16 protein-coding genes are annotated in these 17,024 nt (G+C 71.6%); 11 read left to right on the plus strand and 5 right to left on the minus strand.

Going from position 1 to position 17,024, the window contains the following annotated elements:
* Window positions 1–87: 87 nt before the first annotated feature.
* Complete coding sequence (locus AC0IWM_RS22165; RefSeq protein ID WP_471758610.1) at window positions 88–900, minus strand: SCO family protein; 813 nt, start codon at window positions 898–900, stop codon at window positions 88–90.
* A 340-nt stretch (window positions 901–1,240) separates the two neighbouring features.
* Between AC0IWM_RS22165 and AC0IWM_RS22170 the strand changes: the two genes are divergently transcribed.
* The 10 genes from AC0IWM_RS22170 to AC0IWM_RS22215 all read left to right on the plus strand — a co-directional run bounded on the left by AC0IWM_RS22170 (window position 1,241) and on the right by AC0IWM_RS22215 (window position 12,624).
* Window positions 1,241–1,900, plus strand: a complete 660-nt coding sequence (locus AC0IWM_RS22170; RefSeq protein WP_471758612.1) for a cytochrome c3 family protein — start codon at window positions 1,241–1,243, stop codon at window positions 1,898–1,900.
* Window positions 1,900–4,893 carry a TAT-variant-translocated molybdopterin oxidoreductase gene (locus tag AC0IWM_RS22175; RefSeq protein WP_471758614.1) on the plus strand — a complete coding sequence of 998 codons (2,994 nt, stop codon included), beginning with the start codon at window positions 1,900–1,902 and terminating at the stop codon, window positions 4,891–4,893. Before AC0IWM_RS22170 ends, AC0IWM_RS22175 begins: the two co-directional genes overlap by 1 nt.
* Window positions 4,894–4,896: 3 nt before the next feature.
* Entirely contained in the window at window positions 4,897–6,903 is a 2,007-nt protein-coding gene (locus tag AC0IWM_RS22180) for a quinol:electron acceptor oxidoreductase subunit ActD (RefSeq protein WP_471758616.1), read from the plus strand.
* Entirely contained in the window at window positions 6,900–7,469 is a 570-nt protein-coding gene (locus AC0IWM_RS22185) for a c-type cytochrome (RefSeq protein ID WP_471758618.1), read from the plus strand. The genes AC0IWM_RS22180 and AC0IWM_RS22185 overlap by 4 nt, the downstream gene beginning before the upstream one ends.
* Window positions 7,466–8,470: a hypothetical protein gene (locus AC0IWM_RS22190; protein WP_471758620.1), complete on the plus strand. Its 1,005-nt coding sequence runs from the start codon at window positions 7,466–7,468 to the stop codon at window positions 8,468–8,470. The genes AC0IWM_RS22185 and AC0IWM_RS22190 overlap by 4 nt, the downstream gene beginning before the upstream one ends.
* Window positions 8,471–8,481: 11 nt before the next feature.
* Window positions 8,482–8,997 (plus strand): hypothetical protein, encoded by a 516-nt coding sequence (locus AC0IWM_RS22195; protein WP_471758622.1) that lies wholly within the window; start codon window positions 8,482–8,484, stop codon window positions 8,995–8,997.
* Window positions 8,994–9,956, plus strand: a complete 963-nt coding sequence (gene coxB / locus AC0IWM_RS22200; RefSeq protein WP_471758624.1) for a cytochrome c oxidase subunit II — start codon at window positions 8,994–8,996, stop codon at window positions 9,954–9,956. The genes AC0IWM_RS22195 and coxB overlap by 4 nt, the downstream gene beginning before the upstream one ends.
* The gene (locus tag AC0IWM_RS22205; protein ID WP_471758626.1) at window positions 9,953–11,632 is read left to right on the plus strand and encodes a cytochrome c oxidase subunit I; all 1,680 of its coding nucleotides are present in this window, start codon (window positions 9,953–9,955) and stop codon (window positions 11,630–11,632) included. Before coxB ends, AC0IWM_RS22205 begins: the two co-directional genes overlap by 4 nt.
* A complete protein-coding gene (locus AC0IWM_RS22210) occupies window positions 11,629–12,303 on the plus strand; it encodes a cytochrome c oxidase subunit 3 (protein WP_471758628.1) in 675 nt (224 codons plus the stop codon). The genes AC0IWM_RS22205 and AC0IWM_RS22210 overlap by 4 nt, the downstream gene beginning before the upstream one ends.
* A gap of 78 nt (window positions 12,304–12,381) precedes the next feature.
* Window positions 12,382–12,624 (plus strand): cytochrome C oxidase subunit IV family protein, encoded by a 243-nt coding sequence (locus AC0IWM_RS22215; protein WP_471758630.1) that lies wholly within the window; start codon window positions 12,382–12,384, stop codon window positions 12,622–12,624.
* A gap of 108 nt (window positions 12,625–12,732) precedes the next feature.
* On the opposite strand, the gene AC0IWM_RS22220 is transcribed toward AC0IWM_RS22215, so the two are convergent.
* From AC0IWM_RS22220 to madL, 4 genes are all read right to left on the minus strand, one after another.
* The gene (locus tag AC0IWM_RS22220) at window positions 12,733–12,999 is read right to left on the minus strand and encodes a hypothetical protein (RefSeq protein ID WP_056471075.1); all 267 of its coding nucleotides are present in this window, start codon (window positions 12,997–12,999) and stop codon (window positions 12,733–12,735) included.
* Between the two features lie 198 nt (window positions 13,000–13,197).
* Window positions 13,198–13,881, minus strand: a complete 684-nt coding sequence (locus tag AC0IWM_RS22225) for a GntR family transcriptional regulator (RefSeq protein ID WP_471758632.1) — start codon at window positions 13,879–13,881, stop codon at window positions 13,198–13,200.
* 38 nt (window positions 13,882–13,919) lie between these two features.
* Window positions 13,920–14,684 (minus strand): malonate transporter subunit MadM, encoded by a 765-nt coding sequence (madM, locus tag AC0IWM_RS22230; protein WP_447678860.1) that lies wholly within the window; start codon window positions 14,682–14,684, stop codon window positions 13,920–13,922.
* Window positions 14,685–14,688: 4 nt separating this feature from the next.
* Window positions 14,689–15,150, minus strand: a complete 462-nt coding sequence (madL, locus tag AC0IWM_RS22235; protein ID WP_471758634.1) for a malonate transporter subunit MadL — start codon at window positions 15,148–15,150, stop codon at window positions 14,689–14,691.
* Between the two features lie 224 nt (window positions 15,151–15,374).
* On the opposite strand from madL, the gene mdcA reads away from it, so the two are divergent.
* Entirely contained in the window at window positions 15,375–17,021 is a 1,647-nt protein-coding gene (gene mdcA / locus AC0IWM_RS22240) for a malonate decarboxylase subunit alpha (RefSeq protein WP_471758636.1), read from the plus strand.
* Window positions 17,022–17,024 lie beyond the last annotated feature (3 nt).

The following is a 17,024-nucleotide window of genomic DNA, read 5'->3' on the forward strand; positions in this document are numbered from 1 at the left end:
ACAGGTTCAAATCCTGTCCCCGCAACCAAACCGACAAAGCCCGTCACGCACACACGCGTGACGGGCTTTGGCCGTTCTGGATCCGACTCAGGTCCGGCTGCGCCGGTGCAGCACCAACATGCCGAGGCTGATCGCCAGCACCGTCGCGGCTCCGGCGAAGCTGAGAATGCGCTCGATCAGGGGCGTGTAGACGCCCCGCACGGCGTCGTAGCCGTAGCAGAGCAGGGTGAGCCGATCGGCGAGCGTGCTGCCCCGCCCCTCCCCCGCCTCGATCAGGGCGAGGCGCAGGTCGCGGCCATTGAGCGCCAGGGGCGACAGGATGCGGGCGACGCGGCCCTCGGGCGTGAGCAGGATCGCGGCGGCCGGATGCGCGATGCTGCCGGTGCCGCCGTCGACCACGAAGCGGTAGCCCAGTGCCGCGGTGAGGTCGGCGATGGCCGGCGCCGTGCCGACGAGCGCCCGTGCCGCGGAGGCTTCGCCGCCTTCCTCCCGCAGCATGCGTCGGGCCGCCGCGACATCGTCCTGCGGATCGAGTCCCACCAGGACGAAGCCGACGTCGCGTCCCGGCACGAGCCCGGTCGCCGCGAGGGCCGCGCCGGTCATCGCCAGCATCGGGTCGCAGACATTGGCGCAGGTGTAGTCGACCGGCAGAAGCAGGGCCGCCCGTCCTCCGAGGGCGGCCCCCAGGGTGGTCGGCCCGCTCCCGGCATCGGTGAAGGCGAGACCGAGGGGCACTCGGGCGTCGGGCGCCGGCGTGACGCCGACGCGCGCCAGATCGTTCTGGGCGAGGCGTGCCAGGCCCAGTCCGGGCAGCGTCCCGGATCCCACGAGGCCGAGCAGGAGAACCGCCGGCCAACGGGGCTGCATCCGGATCGAGCGCCTGCGGCCGTGATGTCGCATGGACCCCCTCATGCCCGATCCGGAGGGGCGGCACAGCCCGGCGTGGCGCCGCACGGCCCACGGCTTCCGTCGCGATACCTGCGGTCGCGAGATCTTGCGTCGCGCCGCTCCGGCTCCTGGGGCAACGCTCCTCGGAGAGGCCGGGGTTCCGCCGGATCGACGCGCGGCTGGTCCGGATTGGGTAAAGTTTCGCGGGATGAAATCGCGCACTGAACCGTAGCCGTCAGGTCGCGGTTATCCAGGCGGACCGGGAGGCGTGAGAGCGGATGAGACGACCCCGTGACATCCGGCATCCGGCCTTGCCGCGCCCGGCCCTGCGTTCCGGCGGGCGCCGCGCCTGATGGCGCAGCTGTTCGCGCCCGGGGCCGACGCGCTCCTGCGCCTGGCCATCCTGTCCGGTGCGGCCCTGATCGCCGGGGGCGCCGTGGTGGTGGCCGGGATCGCGCGCTCGGATTACGTCACCGGCGTGGGCATCGCCCCGGCCCAGCCGGTGCCTTTCAGCCACAAGCACCATTCGGGCGAACTCGGCATCGATTGCCGCTACTGCCACACCACGGTGGAGACGCAGGCGACGGCTGGGCTGCCCCCGACCCAGACCTGCATGACCTGCCACGCGCAGATCTGGACCGGCTCGGACATGCTCAAGCCCGTGCGCGACAGCTACGCCAGCGGCGAGCCCCTGCGCTGGGTTCGCCTGAACAAGCTGCCGCAATACGTCTCCTACAACCATTCCGTCCACGTGACGAAGGGGATCGGCTGCTCCACCTGCCACGGGGACGTCACCACCATGCAGATGACGTTCCGGGCCAACGCCTTCGAGATGCAGTTCTGTCTGGGCTGTCACCAAGCGCCCGAACGCTGGGTGCGCACGCCCGACCAGGTCTGGAACATGAACTGGACCCCGCCCGCCGACCAGGCGACCCTCGGGCCTCAGCTGGTGGCGAAGAACCATATCCACGGAGGCGACCGGCTCCTCGAATGCGGGATCTGTCACCGCTGATGGATCAGGACCTCGATCTCCCGCAACTGCGCCAGCGCCTCGCCTCCGGTGACGGACCCGCCTTCTGGCGCAGCCTCGACGGGCTGGCCGGGACGGAAGCGTTCCAGGCCTATCTCCGATCGGAATTCCCCGGCGCTCTGCCCCTGGCGCAGGGGCCGGAGCGGCGCGGCTTCCTCAAGCTGATGGCGGCCTCGTTCGCGCTCGCCGGGCTCTCGGCCTGCGACGCCTTCGACGGACGCGGGCGCGAGGTCCCCTACGTGGTGCAGCCAGAGCGCATCGTCGCCGGCGCTCCCCTCGCCTACGCCACCTCGGCCCTGTTCGACGGCTTTGCCAACGGCATCCTCGTCACCACGCGCAACGGCCGTCCCCTGAAGGTCGAGGGCAACCCGGACCATCCCTGGAGCCGGGGCGGCACCGACGTCCTGGGCCAGGCCTCGGTGCTCGGGCTCTACGACCCCTTCCGCAGCCAGGCGGTGCAGCATCTCGGGCGGCCCGCCGCCTGGTCGGCCTTCCGCGGCGCCCTGCTGGCGCGGCTCGCGGCCCTGCGCGAGACGGGCGGCGCGGGCTTCCATCTCCTCACCGGGCCGGTCACGTCGCCCTCGCTGGCCGCCGAGATCGACCGATTGCGGTCGGCCTATCCGGGCCTGCGCTGGCACGTCTCGCAGACGGTGCCGCGGGACGGGCTCTATGACGGCGCGCGGCAGGCCTACGGCCGGCTCCTGGAAACCCAATTCCGGTTCGAGGCCGCCCGCACCCTCGTCAGCCTCGACGGGGACTTCCTCGATGTCGGGCCGGGCCAAGTCGGCCTGTCCCGCCGCTGGATCGACGCGCGCCGGGCCGCGCAGGCGCAAGGCCGCCTCCTCACCCTGCACGCGGCGGCGCCGACCCCGGGGCTGACCAGCGTCAAGGCCGAGCACACCCTGGCGGCCGGCTCGGACGACCTGGCGCGCCTCGCCGCGGACTTCCTGCGAATGGCCGAGGGCGGTCAGCCCGAGACCGCCGACGGCCCGATGGCGGCGTGGCTCCATCGGGCCGGGGCGGCGCTGCTGGCCGACCGGGGCCGGAGCCTCGTCACCGCCGGTATCGGCCAGCCGGCCGCGGTGCACGCCCTCGTCCACCGCATCAACGGCGCCCTGGGCAACACCGGCACCACGGTGGTGCACACCGCGCCGGTTCCGGCCTCCGGGGCCGAGGGCCTGTCCGACCTCACCGAGGCGATGGCGCGGGGTGCCGTCGGCACCCTGCTGACGCTCGGCGTCAACCCGGTCTACGAAGGGCCGGGCGACCTCGCTTTCGCCGAGCACCTGGCGCGGGTGCCGTTCAAGATCCATGCGGGGACGTATTTCGACGAGACCGCCGCCCATGCCGACTGGCACCTGCCGCTGGCGCATCCCCTCGAGAGCTGGGGCGATGCCCGCTCCCTCGACGGCACCGTGGGGTTGATCCAGCCGACCATCGCCCCGCTCTATGGCGGGCGCTCGGCCCACCAGGTCCTGGCCCTGTTCGGGGCCGAGGCTCCCGCACGGGAAGGCCCCGAGCAGGGGCTCGACCTCCTGAAGCGCCAGTGGCGCCGCCCCGGCGAGGCGGACGCCGCCTTCGAGGCCCGGTTCGCGGAGGCCCTGCGCCTCGGCTTCCTGCCCGACACCGCCCTGCCCGCGGAGACCGTGGCCCTGACCGGGCGCGTCGCGGACCCTGCGCCGGCCCCCGCGACGGAGGACCGGATCGAGGCGGTCTTCCGGCCCGACCCCTGCGTCTGGGACGGGGCCTTCGCCGATCTCGGCTGGCTGCAGGAACTGCCCAAGCCCCTGACCAAGGTGGTCTGGGAGAACGTCGTCGCGATCAGCCCGCGTCTGGCCGAGCGCCTGCACCTCGCCACCGGCGATGTCGTGGCGGTGGAGGCGAACGGCCGCCGCCTCGAGGGCGCGGCCTGGATCCTGCCCGGCCAGGCCGAGCGCACCGTGACCCTCACCCTCGGCTACGGCCGCCGGGTGCCGGACCACCTCGCGCAGGGTCTCGGCTACGACGCCCAGGCCCTGCGCCCCGCCGCCACGCCCTATCGCCTTCCCGACGTCACCCTGACGCGGACCGGCCATCGTGCCAGACCGGCGACGACGCAGGATCTCGGCACGATGCAGGGGCACGACTTCGTGCGTGTCCAGGCCCTGGGCGCCCCGAGCGTCGGCGACCCGCCGGGCGTGGCGGTGCCGTCCTTCTATCCCGAGTCGCCCGCGGCGGGGCGCAGCGCGGCGTCGGCCGATTCGGGCACTGGCGCCGGCCGGGCCTGGGGCATGGTCATCGACCTCGATGCCTGCATCGGCTGCAACGCCTGCCTCACGGCCTGTCAGTCCGAGAACAACATCCCGGTGGTGGGTCGCGAGGAGGTCGCGCGCGGGCGCTGGATGAACTGGCTGCGGGTGGACCGCTACTATTCCGGCGACCTCGACGCGCCGGCGACGCATTTCCAGCCGGTGCCCTGCATGCATTGCGAGGCGGCCCCCTGCGAGCTCGGCTGCCCCGTGGAGGCGACGGTGCACGACAGCGAGGGCCTGAACCTGCAGGTCTACAACCGCTGCATCGGCACACGCACCTGCCAGAGCTACTGTCCCTACAAGGTCCGGCGCTTCAACTACCTCGACTATACCGGCGGCATGGCGCCCGTGGAGCAGCAGCAGCGCAACCCCGAGGTCACCGTGCGGGCGCGCGGCGTGATGGAGAAGTGCACCTACTGCCTCCAGCGCATCGCGGGCGCGCGCATCGATTCCGCCAAGGACTCGCACGCGCCGATTCCCGACGGGGCGGTGGAGACCGCCTGCCAGGGCGCCTGCCCGACCCGCGCCATCGTGTTCGGCGACCTCTCGGACGCGGGCAGCAAGGTCGCGGCGGCGCGCCGGGATCCGCGCAACTACGCGCTGCTCGGCGAACTCAACACCCGGCCGCGCACGACCTACCTCGCGCGCCTGGCGCCCGGCGCCGAGCCGGGCCGGGAGGGCTGAGGGATGGCCGGAGCCGTGCTCACGCCCGACACCCCGGCCCGCGCCGTCTCCGACGCGGCCCTGCACGACCCCCTCGGCCGGCGCTGGTGGATCGCCTTCGCGGCGGCCTCCAGCTTGCTCGCCCTGTTCTTCGGGGTGATCCTGTACCTGCTCTTCACGGGCGTCGGCATCTGGAACAACAACAACGCCGTCGTCTGGGCCCTCGACATCGCCTCCTACGACTGGTGGATCGGCATCGCCTGCGGCAGCCTCGCGCTCGCCGGCACCCTGCGCCTCGCAGGAGGGGCAGCGGGGAGCGCGCTCGGGCGCGGGGCGATCAGCCGCCTCGCCGAGGCCAACGCCCTCCTGTGCACGATCGCGGCCGGGCTCTACCCGATCATCCATCTCGGGCGGCCGTGGTTCTTCTACTGGAACCTGCCCTACCCGAACACGCTCGGCCTGTGGCCGCAATTCCGCTCGCCCCTGGTCTGGGACGCCATCGACATCGTCAGCTTCCTCGTGGTCACCGTGAGCCTCTGGTACATCGGGCTGCTGCCGGACCTCGCGACCCTGCGCGACCGGGCCTTCGCGGAGGCGCAGGCGCAGTCCGAGCGCGCCGGGCGGCCGCGGCGCTGGCCGATGCTGAAGGCGCAGGCCTACGGGGTCGCGGCCGCCGGCTGGCGCGGCTCCGCCTCGCACTGGCAGGTCTGGGCGCAGGCCTACCGCATCGTCGCGCTGCTCGGCATCCTCCTCGTGGTCTCGCTCCAGACCGGGGCCTCGGTGATGCTGGCGGGGTCCGTGCTGCCGGGCTGGCACGACACGATCCTGCCCGTCACCTTCCTGGTCAACGCGGTGTTCTCCGGGGTCGCCGTCACCGCCGCCCTGGCGATGCTGGTCCGTGCCCTCTACCGCCTCGAGGCGGTCGTCACCCTGCGCCACGCCGAGATCCTGGCCCGGATCCTCCTCGGCCTCGGGCTCGCCAGCCTCTACGGCCACGCGGCCGAGCTCGTCTCGGGCTTCCTGCACGGCGACGCCTACGCACGCGCGACCCTGGTGCGCCGGTTCACCGGTCCGCAGGCCTGGGCGGCCTGGACCGTGCTGACCTGTGCGCTGCTGCCCGTCCACCTGTTCTGGTGGGCGCGCCTCCGGCACTCGCCCGGGGCGCTGGCCCTCGTGGGCTGCCTCGTGGCGGTCGGCGCCCATGCCGACCACGTCATGGTGCTGGTGGTGACGCTGTCCCACGACTTCCTGCCCGCCGCCGCCCTCGACTACCGGGTCGGACTCTGGGGCATCGCCACCTTCGCCGGGTCGGTGGGGATGTTCCTCGTCCTGCTGCTCCTGTTCCTTCGCGCCCTGCCGGTGGCCTCGATCGCTGACCTGCGCCGGCAGGCGGGCCTGGGCGACGGCTCCGCCCGCGCCGGGGCCGAGGCGGACGCACCCGAGCCCGGGGCGGGAACGCCGCTCTGGGGCGTCAGCGCCGAATTCGCGACGCAGGCGGAACTCGCCGCCGCCATGCGGGCGCTGGCCCGGCACCATCCCCAACACGACGACCAGCCCCCGCGCGGCAACACCATCCGTCTCGACGCCTTCGGCCCGGTGCCGATGCCCGACGCCCTGAAGGGGCTCGGCCGCCACAACCGCTCGATCCTGCCCTACGCCCTCGGCGCGGCGCTCGTTGGCGGGGCCGCCTTCTACGGGATGTGCGTCTACGCCACGGCCTACGGCTACGTCTTCGACGTCGGCGGGCGCCCGCGCTTCTCCTGGCCCTCCTTCGTGGTGCCGAGCGTCTCCTTCGCGATGATGAGCGGGACGCTCGCCGTGCATGCGGTGTTCCTGTTCGTGAACCGCCTGCCGCGCCTCAACCATCCGGCCTTCAACATCCCGGGTTTCGGGCGGGCGATGCAGGACCGCTACTTCCTGGCGGCGGAGGCGCGCGGTCCGGATTTCGATGCCGAGCGCATCGCGCGCCAGCTCGCCGCCCTGCCCGAGGGCGCCGGGCGGCCGCTCGCCATCGCGCGGGTGCCGCGATGAGGCGCCGGTTCGCGCTCAGGCCCGGCCTGGGGCTGCTCTTGCCCGCTCTGGTCCTGGCCCTCGCCGGCTGCGGCGAGGCGAACATGCGCGACCAGCCCAAGGCCAAGACCTGGGACGCCAACCGCTTCTTCCCGCAGGGCATGACCATGCGCCCGCCCGTGGCCGGCACCGTGCCCCGCACCGACCCGGCGCGCTTCGTGCCGCGCCCGGCCGTCATCGACGCGGCCCTGCTGGACCGGGGCCGGGAGCGCTACGGCATCGCCTGCACGCCCTGTCACGGCGACAGCGGCGACGGACGGGGCATGATCGTGGCGCGCGGCTTTCCCGCCGCCCCGCCCTTCGCCGGCGAGCGCCTGAGGGCGGCGAGTTCCGACCGGCTCTACGCGGCGATCACGCAAGGGCACGGGGCGATGTTGCCCATGGGCGCGCAGGTGGCGCCGGCCGACCGCTGGGCCATCGTCGCCTATCTGCGCGCCCTGCAGCTGAGCCAGGGGGCCGCGGTGGCGAGCCTGCCGCCGGAGGACCGCGTCAAGCTGCAGGACAGCGCGATGCGGGCCGTCCGATGAGCGCCGGCCGTCCCCTGATTCTCCTCTGCGCCGGCGTTGCCGCCCTCGGCCTCGCCGGCCGCCTCGGCGACTGGCAGGCCGGCTACCTGGCGGCCTGGCTCGCCCTCCTGGGCCTTCCCCTCGGCGCCCTCCCCCTGGTCGCCGGCCTCGACGCCCTGGCGCCGGAGCGGTTCGCGTCCCTGCGCCCCGCGCTCGTCGGGTGCCTGCGCCTGATGCCGGTGGCGGCCCTCCTCGCCCTGCCCCTGGCGGCAGTGGTGCCGGCGCTCTACCCCTTTGCGAACGGAACGCCCGCCGCGACCCCGCTGGCCGGGATCTGGCTGACGCTGCCGTTCCTCGCCGTGCGCCTCGTGGCGGCGCTCGCCCTCTGGCTCTGGCTCTGCCGCCGGGTCGCGGCGGGCCGGGGACCCGCTGCCCTCGCGCTCGGGCTCCACGCCGTGCTGGCGACGCTGATGAGCTTCGACCTGATCACCGCCCTCGACCCGCGCCTCGGCTCCAGCCTGATCGGGCTCCTGACGATGGTGGCCTGGAGCGGCGCGGCGCTCGCCGCCGCCCTCCTCGTCACGCCCTCCGCGCATCGGCCCGAGACCGGGCTGCCGCCGCTCGCCCTGCTGACGGCCGCCTGGGTCTTCCTGCACTTCGTGCAGTTCCTCGTGGTCTGGTCGGCCAACCTGCCCGCCGAGGTGTCGTGGTACCTCGCCCGTGGCGGCCCCCTCGGGCGGGGCTTGAGCGTCGCGGGCGGGGCCGCCGCCCTCCTCGCCGCCGCCCTCACCCTGCGCCCCGGCCCGTGGACGACGCGGGCGCTGGCGGCTTCGATCCTCGCGGTCCACGCCGCCGAGATGGCCTGGCTCGTGACGCCGGCCGCGCGCGGCGCCTTCGTGCTCACGGGGCTGGACGTCCTGGCCGGGCTCGGCATCGCCGCCCTCGCGGCCGGCCTCGTGCGCCTGCTGGCGCCGCTCCGGGCGCGGCGCGCCCCGATCGCGGACGCCAAGGTCGCCGCATGATGGATCGCCGCATGAGCCCGCCCGATGCCCCCCGCCGCTCCAGCCTCGCCCTCGTCCCGGCGATCCTGGCCGGCCTGATCCTGCGCCGCACCGGCGCGGTGCCGCCCGGCCCCGGGACCCCTGCCGAGGCCTCCCACGGGGGGGACTGGGATTACGAGCGCAGCGACGCCGAGGCCGGCAAGACCGCCTGGGTGATGCTCGGCCTCGCCGGCGCGGTGCTCGCGACGATCGGGGCGGTGCTCGCCCTCAACCACGTGGTGCTCGGGCGCCAGCGTGCCGCCCTGCCGCCCCTCACCGCCCAGCAGACGGCCGCGATCCGGCCGCCGCCGCCGAACCTGCAGCCGGACCCCTACGCGGAGATCGACGCCAGGCAAGCCGAGGAGGCCGGCCGCCTCTCCGGCTACGCCTACCTCGACGCGGACCGCACCCGCGCCCGCATCCCCATCGACCGCGCCATGGCGCTCATGGCCGGCCGGCCCTTCGATGTGGAGACGGCCGCGGAACCCCGGGAGGCGGCATCTCCATGAAGGCCGAGTCCGCCCTCGCCCTGTGGCCGCCCGCGGCCTCCGCCACGGCCGTCGAGACCGACCACATCATCCTCGGCTTCACGGTGCTGACCCTGCTCCTCACGGTGCCGGTCTTCCTCGCGATCACCTACTTCGCCCTGCGCTACCGGCAGGGCGAGGAGGCCGACCGCAGCACCGACGAGCGCCGCAGCGTCCTCATCGAGATCAGCTGGATGCTGATTCCCTACGTGCTGACGCTGTTCTTCTTCGGCTGGGGCGCCAAGCTCTTCATCGCCTCCCGTCATCCACCGCCGGACGCCATGGTGGTGGAGGCCGTGGGCCGGCAGTGGATGTGGAAGTTCCAGCACCCCACCGGGCAGTCGGAGATCAACGACCTGCACCTGCCCATCGACCAGCCGGTCCGCATCCGCATCACCAGCCAGGACGTGATCCACGCCCTCTACCTGCCGGCCCTGCGCCTGCAGATCGCCGCCCTGCCCGACCGGACGACGGAGATCTGGTTCAGGGCCGACCGCACCGGGACCTACCGGCTCTACTGCTCGGAATATTGCGGCACCGACCACTCGGTCATGGACGGCAACCTCACCCTGATGACCCAGGCCGAGTACCAGGACTGGCTGACCCACGGGCACGCGCAGCAATCGAACGTGGCGGCGGGCCGCGCCCTCTACGATTCCTACGGCTGCGCCGGCTGCCACGACGGCGCGGTGGCGGGCGTGAAGGCGCCCGGCCTCGCCGGCCTCTACGGCCGCGCGGTCCACCTCGCCGACGGCCGCACCATCACGGCGGATGCGGACTACATCCGCGCCAAGATCCTGAACCCCAACGAGAACCGGCTCGCCGGCGGCGGCAAGCAGGTGATGCCGAGCTTCCGCGGAGTGATCCCGCCCGACGACCTCGACCGCCTCGTCGGCTACCTGAAAGCCACCGACCGCGTCGCAGAAGGAGCCCAACGATGAGCAGCGCCGGCACCCTGCACGGCGACGCCGCCGCGCGGGATCCCCACATCCCGCCCCCGACCCTCGACCGGCCGGACGACTACCTCCACGCCCAGTCGACCCTGCGCTCGTGGTTCCTCACCACCGACCACAAGCGCATCGCGCTCCTGTACCTCGCCAGCATCACCACATTCTTCGTCATCGGCGCGGTGGCCGCCGGCTTCGTGCGTCTCGCCCTCGTCGTGCCCGACGGCGCGATCATGACCAACGACACCTACAACAAGGCCTTCACCATCCACGGCGTGGTGATGGTGTGGTTCTTCCTGATCCCGTCGATCCCGGCGACCTTCGGCAACTTCCTGATCCCACTGATGATCGGAGCCAAGGACCTCGCCTTCCCGAAGCTCAACCTGACGAGCTGGTACGTCTTCATGACCGGCGCGGTGTTCACCCTGGTGGCGGTGGTGCTGGGCGGCGTCGATACCGGCTGGACCTTCTACGCGCCGCTCTCCACCGCCTTCTCGAACACCTGGGTGCTGCCGGCGCTGATCGGCGTCACCATCGTGGGCTTCTCCTCGATCCTGACGGGGCTGAACTTCGTCGTCACCATCCACACGATGCGGGCGCCCGGCATGACCTGGTTCCGGCTACCGATCTTCGTCTGGACGCACTACGCCACGAGCCTGATCTTCCTGCTCGCGACCCCCGTCATCACCCTGGCGCTGATCCTGCTCATCGCCGAGCGCGCCTTCCATGTCGGCGTGTTCGACCCGGCCTATGGCGGCGACCCGGTGCTGTTCCAGCACCTGTTCTGGTTCTACTCGCACCCGGCAGTCTACATCATGGTGCTGCCGGGCATGGGCGTGATCTCCGAGATCGTGCCGGCCTTCGCCCAGAAGAAGCTCTTCGGCTACCGCTTCGTCGCCTACGCGGCCATCGGCCTGGCCTCCGTGACGTTCTTCGTCTGGGGCCACCACATGTTCGTCAACGGGCAGAGCGACCTCGCCTCCCTCGCCTTCTCCGCCCTCTCCTTCGCGGTGGCGGTGCCCTCGGCGGTGAAGGTCTACAACTGGACCGCCACCATCCATAAGGGCAGCCTGCGCCTCGACACCCCGATGCTGTACGCCATGGGGTATATCGGCCTGTTCGTGCTCGGCGGGCTGACGGGGCTCTACCTCGCCACGCTGGCCATCAACCAGCACATCCATGCCACCTACTTCGTGGTGGCGCATTTCCACTACATCATGGTCGGCGGCACGGTGCTGGCCTTCCTCGGCGGACTGCACTTCTGGTGGCCGAAGATCACCGGGCGGATGTACAGCGAGCCTTGGGGCCGGATCTCGGCGCTGTTCATCTTCATCGGCTTCAACGTCACCTTCTTCCCGCAATTCATCCTCGGCTACCTCGGGATGCCGCGGCGCTACGCGACCTACCCGCCGGAATTCCAGCTCCTCAACGTGCTCTCCTCCGCGGGCTCGACGATCCTGGCGGCCGGCTACCTCTTCCCGATGGTCTACCTCGTCCATTCCCTCTGGTTCGGGCGCCGCGCACCCGGAAACCCCTGGGACGCCAAGGGCCTGGAATGGGAGACCGCCTCCCCGCCCCCACCCCACAACTTCGCGGGCGTGCCTGAGGTGCCGAAGATTCCCTACGACTACCCGATCCAGGCGCAGGAGACCGGGAGGCAGCACACGTGAGCGCCGATTTCGTCGGTGCGAACCCCGCCGAACCCGTCGGCGTGACGCGCGCCGGGCACTTCGCCACGGACGCCCAGCAGCGCCACGCCGCGACGCTCGGCATGTGGGCTTGGCTGCTCACCGAGCTGCTGCTCTTTGCCGGGCTGTTCCTGACGGCGCTGATCCTGCGCCTGCTCCACCCGGAGGCGGTGCAGGCGGCGGCCGGCCATCTCAAGTTCTGGATCGGGGCCACCAACACCATGGTGCTGCTCTGCTCGAGTCTCACCATGTCGGCGGCGATCGAGCTCTCGCGGCTGGGCTGGCAGCGGATGATGGTCGGCTGCCTGCTCGCCACGGCGAGCCTCGGGGCGCTGTTCCTGATGCTGAAGGGCTACGAGTACTACGCCGACTACGAGGAGCACATGATGCCCTTCCTCGCCCGCCGGCCCTACGCGCTCGCCGAGCAGCCGGCGACGCGGCTCTTCGTCAACCTCTACTACGTGGCGACCGCACTCCACGCCCTGCACCTCTTCACCGGCATCGCGATCCTGCTCGGGCTCACCTGGAAGGCGTCGCGCCCGGGCTTCCTGCAGCGGCACCAGAACTGGATCGAGGTCTACGGCCTGTACTGGCACTTCATCGACCTGATCTGGATCATCGCCTTCCCGGTCCTCTACGTGGTCAACCGGTAGGAGGCGGCGCTGCGCAATCCCCTCCACGCCCTCGGTCCCGCGGACCGCGCCCTCCTCTGGCGCCGCCTGCGCAACCCGGTGCGCACCTTCCTGGCGCTCCTGGCGCTGCTGGCCGTGAACGTGGCGCTCGGGGCGACGCGGCCCTTCGAGCAGGTCTGGCTCGTCGAACTCGGGGTGGTCGCCGTCATGGCGGCGATCATCGTCCTGGTGTCGATGGAGGTCCGCCGGGAGCCACCCCTGGTGCGGCTGTTCGCCGGCGTCGGGTTCTTCTGGGTCGCGATCCTGTTCGGGATGACCCTGACCGACTATCTGGCCCGGTGAATCCCCCGACACGCGAAAGCGGCGGGGCTCGCGCCCCGCCGTCTTCGGTTCGGGTGGTTCTCGGCCTCGGACCGGACCGCGCTCGGCGCGGTCCGGCGAAGCGTGACCTCAGTAGGCCGGGCCGCCCGACGTGGTGCCGTAATTGGCGGTGGGCTTGTTGTTCTGCTCGGCGTTGCCGGCCTTGGCCGAGTCGTCCGCGCGGCGGGTGATCGAGCCGGTGGTCACGTCGTCGAAGGCGCCGACGACGCGGCTGCCGGGCGCCGTGGCGGCGGGGATGCCGGCCGGGGCGTTGTAGCTCTGCGCGAGGGCGGACGAGACGGGAGCGCTCAGGGTCAGGACCAGGGCAGCGGCGGCGGAAGCAAGACGAGTCTTCATGATCGTGGTATCCAGATGTACAGGTCCGGTCTCCGTCAAACATTCGAGGATCAAGTCCAGGACGTCCGGGGGCCGTTCTTCTTGGTACGATCTCGATATAGGACCGGGTTTTCCGGCACGGCGTGCGCTGCGGCACCCGGTGCATGTGTTTGGCGCATTTCTGGCGCCGTCCAGGCACTTCTTTATGCGCGTGTTGCATCACACGTCGGAATGGGCCTCGATGTAGTGGCGCAGGGCGCTGGCCGCATTGAGCATGTGGGCGCGCATGCGCCGTGCGGCCGCCTCGCCGTCGCCCTCGGCGATCGCCGCCAGGATGGCCCCGTGCTCCGCGCGCGAGCCGTGGATCCGGTCCCCGTGGCGCAGCTGCGTCCGCCGGAAGCCCGAGAGGCGGGTGCGCAGCGCCAGCGCCTGCTCCTTGAGGAAGCCGTTATGCGTGGCCCCGTAGAGGGCCTCGTGGAAGCTGCGGTTCAGGGTGTCGTAGGCGTCGACGTCTCCGGCCGCGACCATGTCGCCGGAGCGCGCGTGCAGGTCCATGAGGTGGCTGCGCTCCAGGGGCGTCATCCGGTAGGTGGCGAGCCGCACGCACATCGCCTCGAACTCGGCGGTGGTCTCGAACATGTCCATGATCCGCTCGGGGGTCATCCGCGTGACCACGACTCCCCGGCGCGGGCGCAACTCCACCAGCCCGTTGAAGGCGAGCTGGCGCAGCGCCTCCCGCACGGGGGTGCGCGAGGCACCGAAGCGGTCGGCGAGGTCCTGCTCGTCGAGGGCGGTGCCGGCGGCGAGACGGCCGGCCGCGATCTCGTCGGTGAGCGCGTTGCGGATCTGGTCCGACAGGAGCCCGCGCTCCGTCCCTTGCTCGTCCATGCCGCCCTCGTCCATCACTCGCTCCCTCCACAGGACGCGCGACGCCCCGTCCGTCATCCCACGATCGCCCGTACCGTGAGGTAGAACAGCGAGGGACCGACGAGGCAGCCGATGCCCGTGTGGAAGGTCGCCGTCAGCGCGCCGTAGGGCACGAGCTTCGGGTCGGTGGCGGCCAGGCCCCCGGCGACCCCGCTCACCGTGCCCATCAGGCCGCCGAAGGCCATGGCCGAGCGGGGATTGTCCAGGCCGATGAGCTTGGCCACCAGGGGCGTCCCGACCATGACCATCACGGCCTTGGTGACGCCGGTGGCGATGGAGAGCGCCATCACGGCGGAATCGGCGCCGAGCGCCGCCCCGGTCACCGGCCCGACGATGTAGGTCACGGCGCCCGCCCCGATCGTCGTGATGCTGACGGCGTCGGTGTAGCCGAAGGCCACTGCCGTCAGGGCGCCGACGATGAAGGGGATCACGGTGCCGAGGCCCAGGGCCAGGACGCCGAGGAAGCCGGCGCGGCGCGCCTCCACCACGTCGACCTCGAAGGCGGTGGCCACGATGGCGAAGTCGCGCAGCATCGCCCCGCCCATGAGGCCGATCCCGGCGAAGACCGGCAGGTCGGCGACCCCCTTCTTGCCGCCGGTGTAGAGGCCGGCGACGTAGGCGAGCACCAGTCCGAGCACGATGGCGATGGCCGAGCCGTGGACCCGGCCGGCGGTGAGGCGCTTGCCGGCGAAGTTCGAGATCAGCATCAGCCCGCCGACGACCGCGAAGGCGGCCACCAAGCTCTGCTCGACGAAGACGTGTTCGATCATGTGCAGCATGGGGTTACGCCTTCCTGACGGAGTGGGGCGGCGCGACGGGCGCCGCGTCGTCGTCGAGGCCGCCGCCGATGACCACGCCGCCGTGTCGGATCTGGGCGTCCTCCGCCGGCTCGCGCCGCCCGAAGTGGCCGAGCAGGGCGACACAGGCGAAGCAGAGCAGCAGCGAGACCGTGGCGGCGATGAGCACGATGGGTCCGCCGCGCACGGCCGCCACCACGTTCTGCTGCGCGGCCATCGCCACCACGATGGGGATGTACATAGTCGACCAGAACTCGACCCCGAGCTTGATCCCGCCGCCGAGCTTGCCTCGGGCGAGGAGCCAGGAGCGGGCGGCGATGAGCAGGATCATGGCGAGGCCGACGCCGCCGACATTGGCCTTCACCCCGAGGGCGACGCCCAGGAGGTCGCCGAGGAACACGCCGATCAGCGTGCAGAGCGCGAGGAGCGCGACGCCGAAGATGGTCATCGGGCGTTCTCCCGCGTTGTCGGAAGCGATGGGCGAAATGCACGCGACATGGGGCGTCCCTCCTGGGTATGCGGTGATTCGTTTTTTGATTGGGCTCAGTATACATTTGATTGACAAATACGCAATTTGGAATACTGATAGAGGCCAAGAACGGGTTCCGGCATGTCGGGAGGCGCGATTTGCGCCGGGCCGTATACGTGGGGCGGGGCAAGGGAGCGGACGGGATGATGGATTGGCGCCAGGAACGCACCGCCCGCGAGGCGCGCCTCGAACGGGCGCGGCGCTGCGCGGACGGCAAGGTCGTGCCGGCCGCGCGGGTCGTCGACCTCCTGGAGGCGATCCTCCAGCCGGGCGACCGGGTCTGCCTGGAGGGCGACAACCAGAAGCAGGCCGATTGCCTGGCGCGGGGCCTCTCCGCCTGCGACCCGGCCCGGGTCCACGACCTGCACATGGTGCAGTCGGGCATCGTCCTGCCCGAGCACCTCGACATCTTCGAGCAGGGCATCGCGAAGCGGCTCGACTACTCGTATTCCGGGCCCCAGGGCGGGCGCATCGCCAAGATGCTCTACGGCGGCCAGATCGAGCTCGGGGCGGTGCACACCTACCTCGAACTCTTCGCGCGCTACTTCATCGATTTAACGCCGAACGTGGCCCTGATCGCCGGCGTCTCCGCCGACCGGGACGGCAACCTCTATACGGGGCCCAACACCGAGGACACGCCCACCGTGGTGGAGGCGACCGCCTTCAAGAACGGCGTGGTGGTGGCGCAGGTCAATGAGATCGTCGACCGGGTACCCCGGGTCGACATCCCCGGTGACCGGGTCGATTTCGTGGTGGAGGCCGACAAACCGTTCTACGTCGAACCGCTCTTCACCCGCGACCCCGGCGCCGTGACCGAGACGCAGATCCTGATGGCCATGATGGCGATCAAGGGCATCTACGCCGAGTACGGCATCCGCCGCCTCAACCACGGCATCGGCTTCGGCACGGCGGCGATCGAGCTGCTGCTCCCGACCTATGCCGAGCGGCTGGGCCTCAAGGGCCGGATCGCGACCCACTGGGCGCTCAACCCGCATCCGAGCCTGATCCCGGCCATCGAATCCGGCTGGGTGAAGCAGATCCACTGCTTCGGTTCGGAAGTGGGCATGGACAAGTACATCCGTGCCCGGCCGGACGTGTTCTTCACGGGCTCCGACGGGTCCCTGCGCTCGAACCGGGCCTTCTGCCAGACGGCGGGCCTCTATGCCTGCGACCTGTTCATCGGCTCGACTCTGCAGATCGACCTCCAGGGGCATTCTTCCACCGTCACCACCAACCGCGTCGCGGGCTTCGGCGGCGCGCCGAACATGGGCTCGGACCCGCATGGGCGGCGCCATCCCTCCGACACCTGGATGAAGGCGGGCCTGGAGGCCGGCGGCACGGGCGATCCGGCCCTGCGGCGCGGGCGCAAGCTCGTGGTGCAGCTCGTCGAGACCTTCGGCGACAAGCTGGTGCCGGCCTTCGTGGAGCGGCTCGACGCCCTCGAACTCGCCAAGAAACTCGACCTCGAGCTCGCCCCCGTGATGGTCTACGCCGACGACGTGACCCACATCGTCACCGAGGAGGGTATCGCCAACCTGCTGCTGTGCCGGACGCTCGATGAGCGCGAGCAGGCGATCCGGGGTGTTGCGGGCTACACCGATGTGGGCCGTGGCCGCGACCACGCCGAGGTCGAGCGCCTGAGGGCGCGGGGCATCATCCGGCGCCCCGAGGATCTCGGCATCGAGCCCCTCGACGCCGACCGATCGCTGCTGGCGGCGCGCTCGATCAAGGACCTCGTGCACTGGTCGGGCGGCCTCTACGAGCCGCCGGCCAAGTTCCGGAACTGGTGAGGG

This window comes from Methylobacterium sp. AC433 (assembly GCF_979253015.1).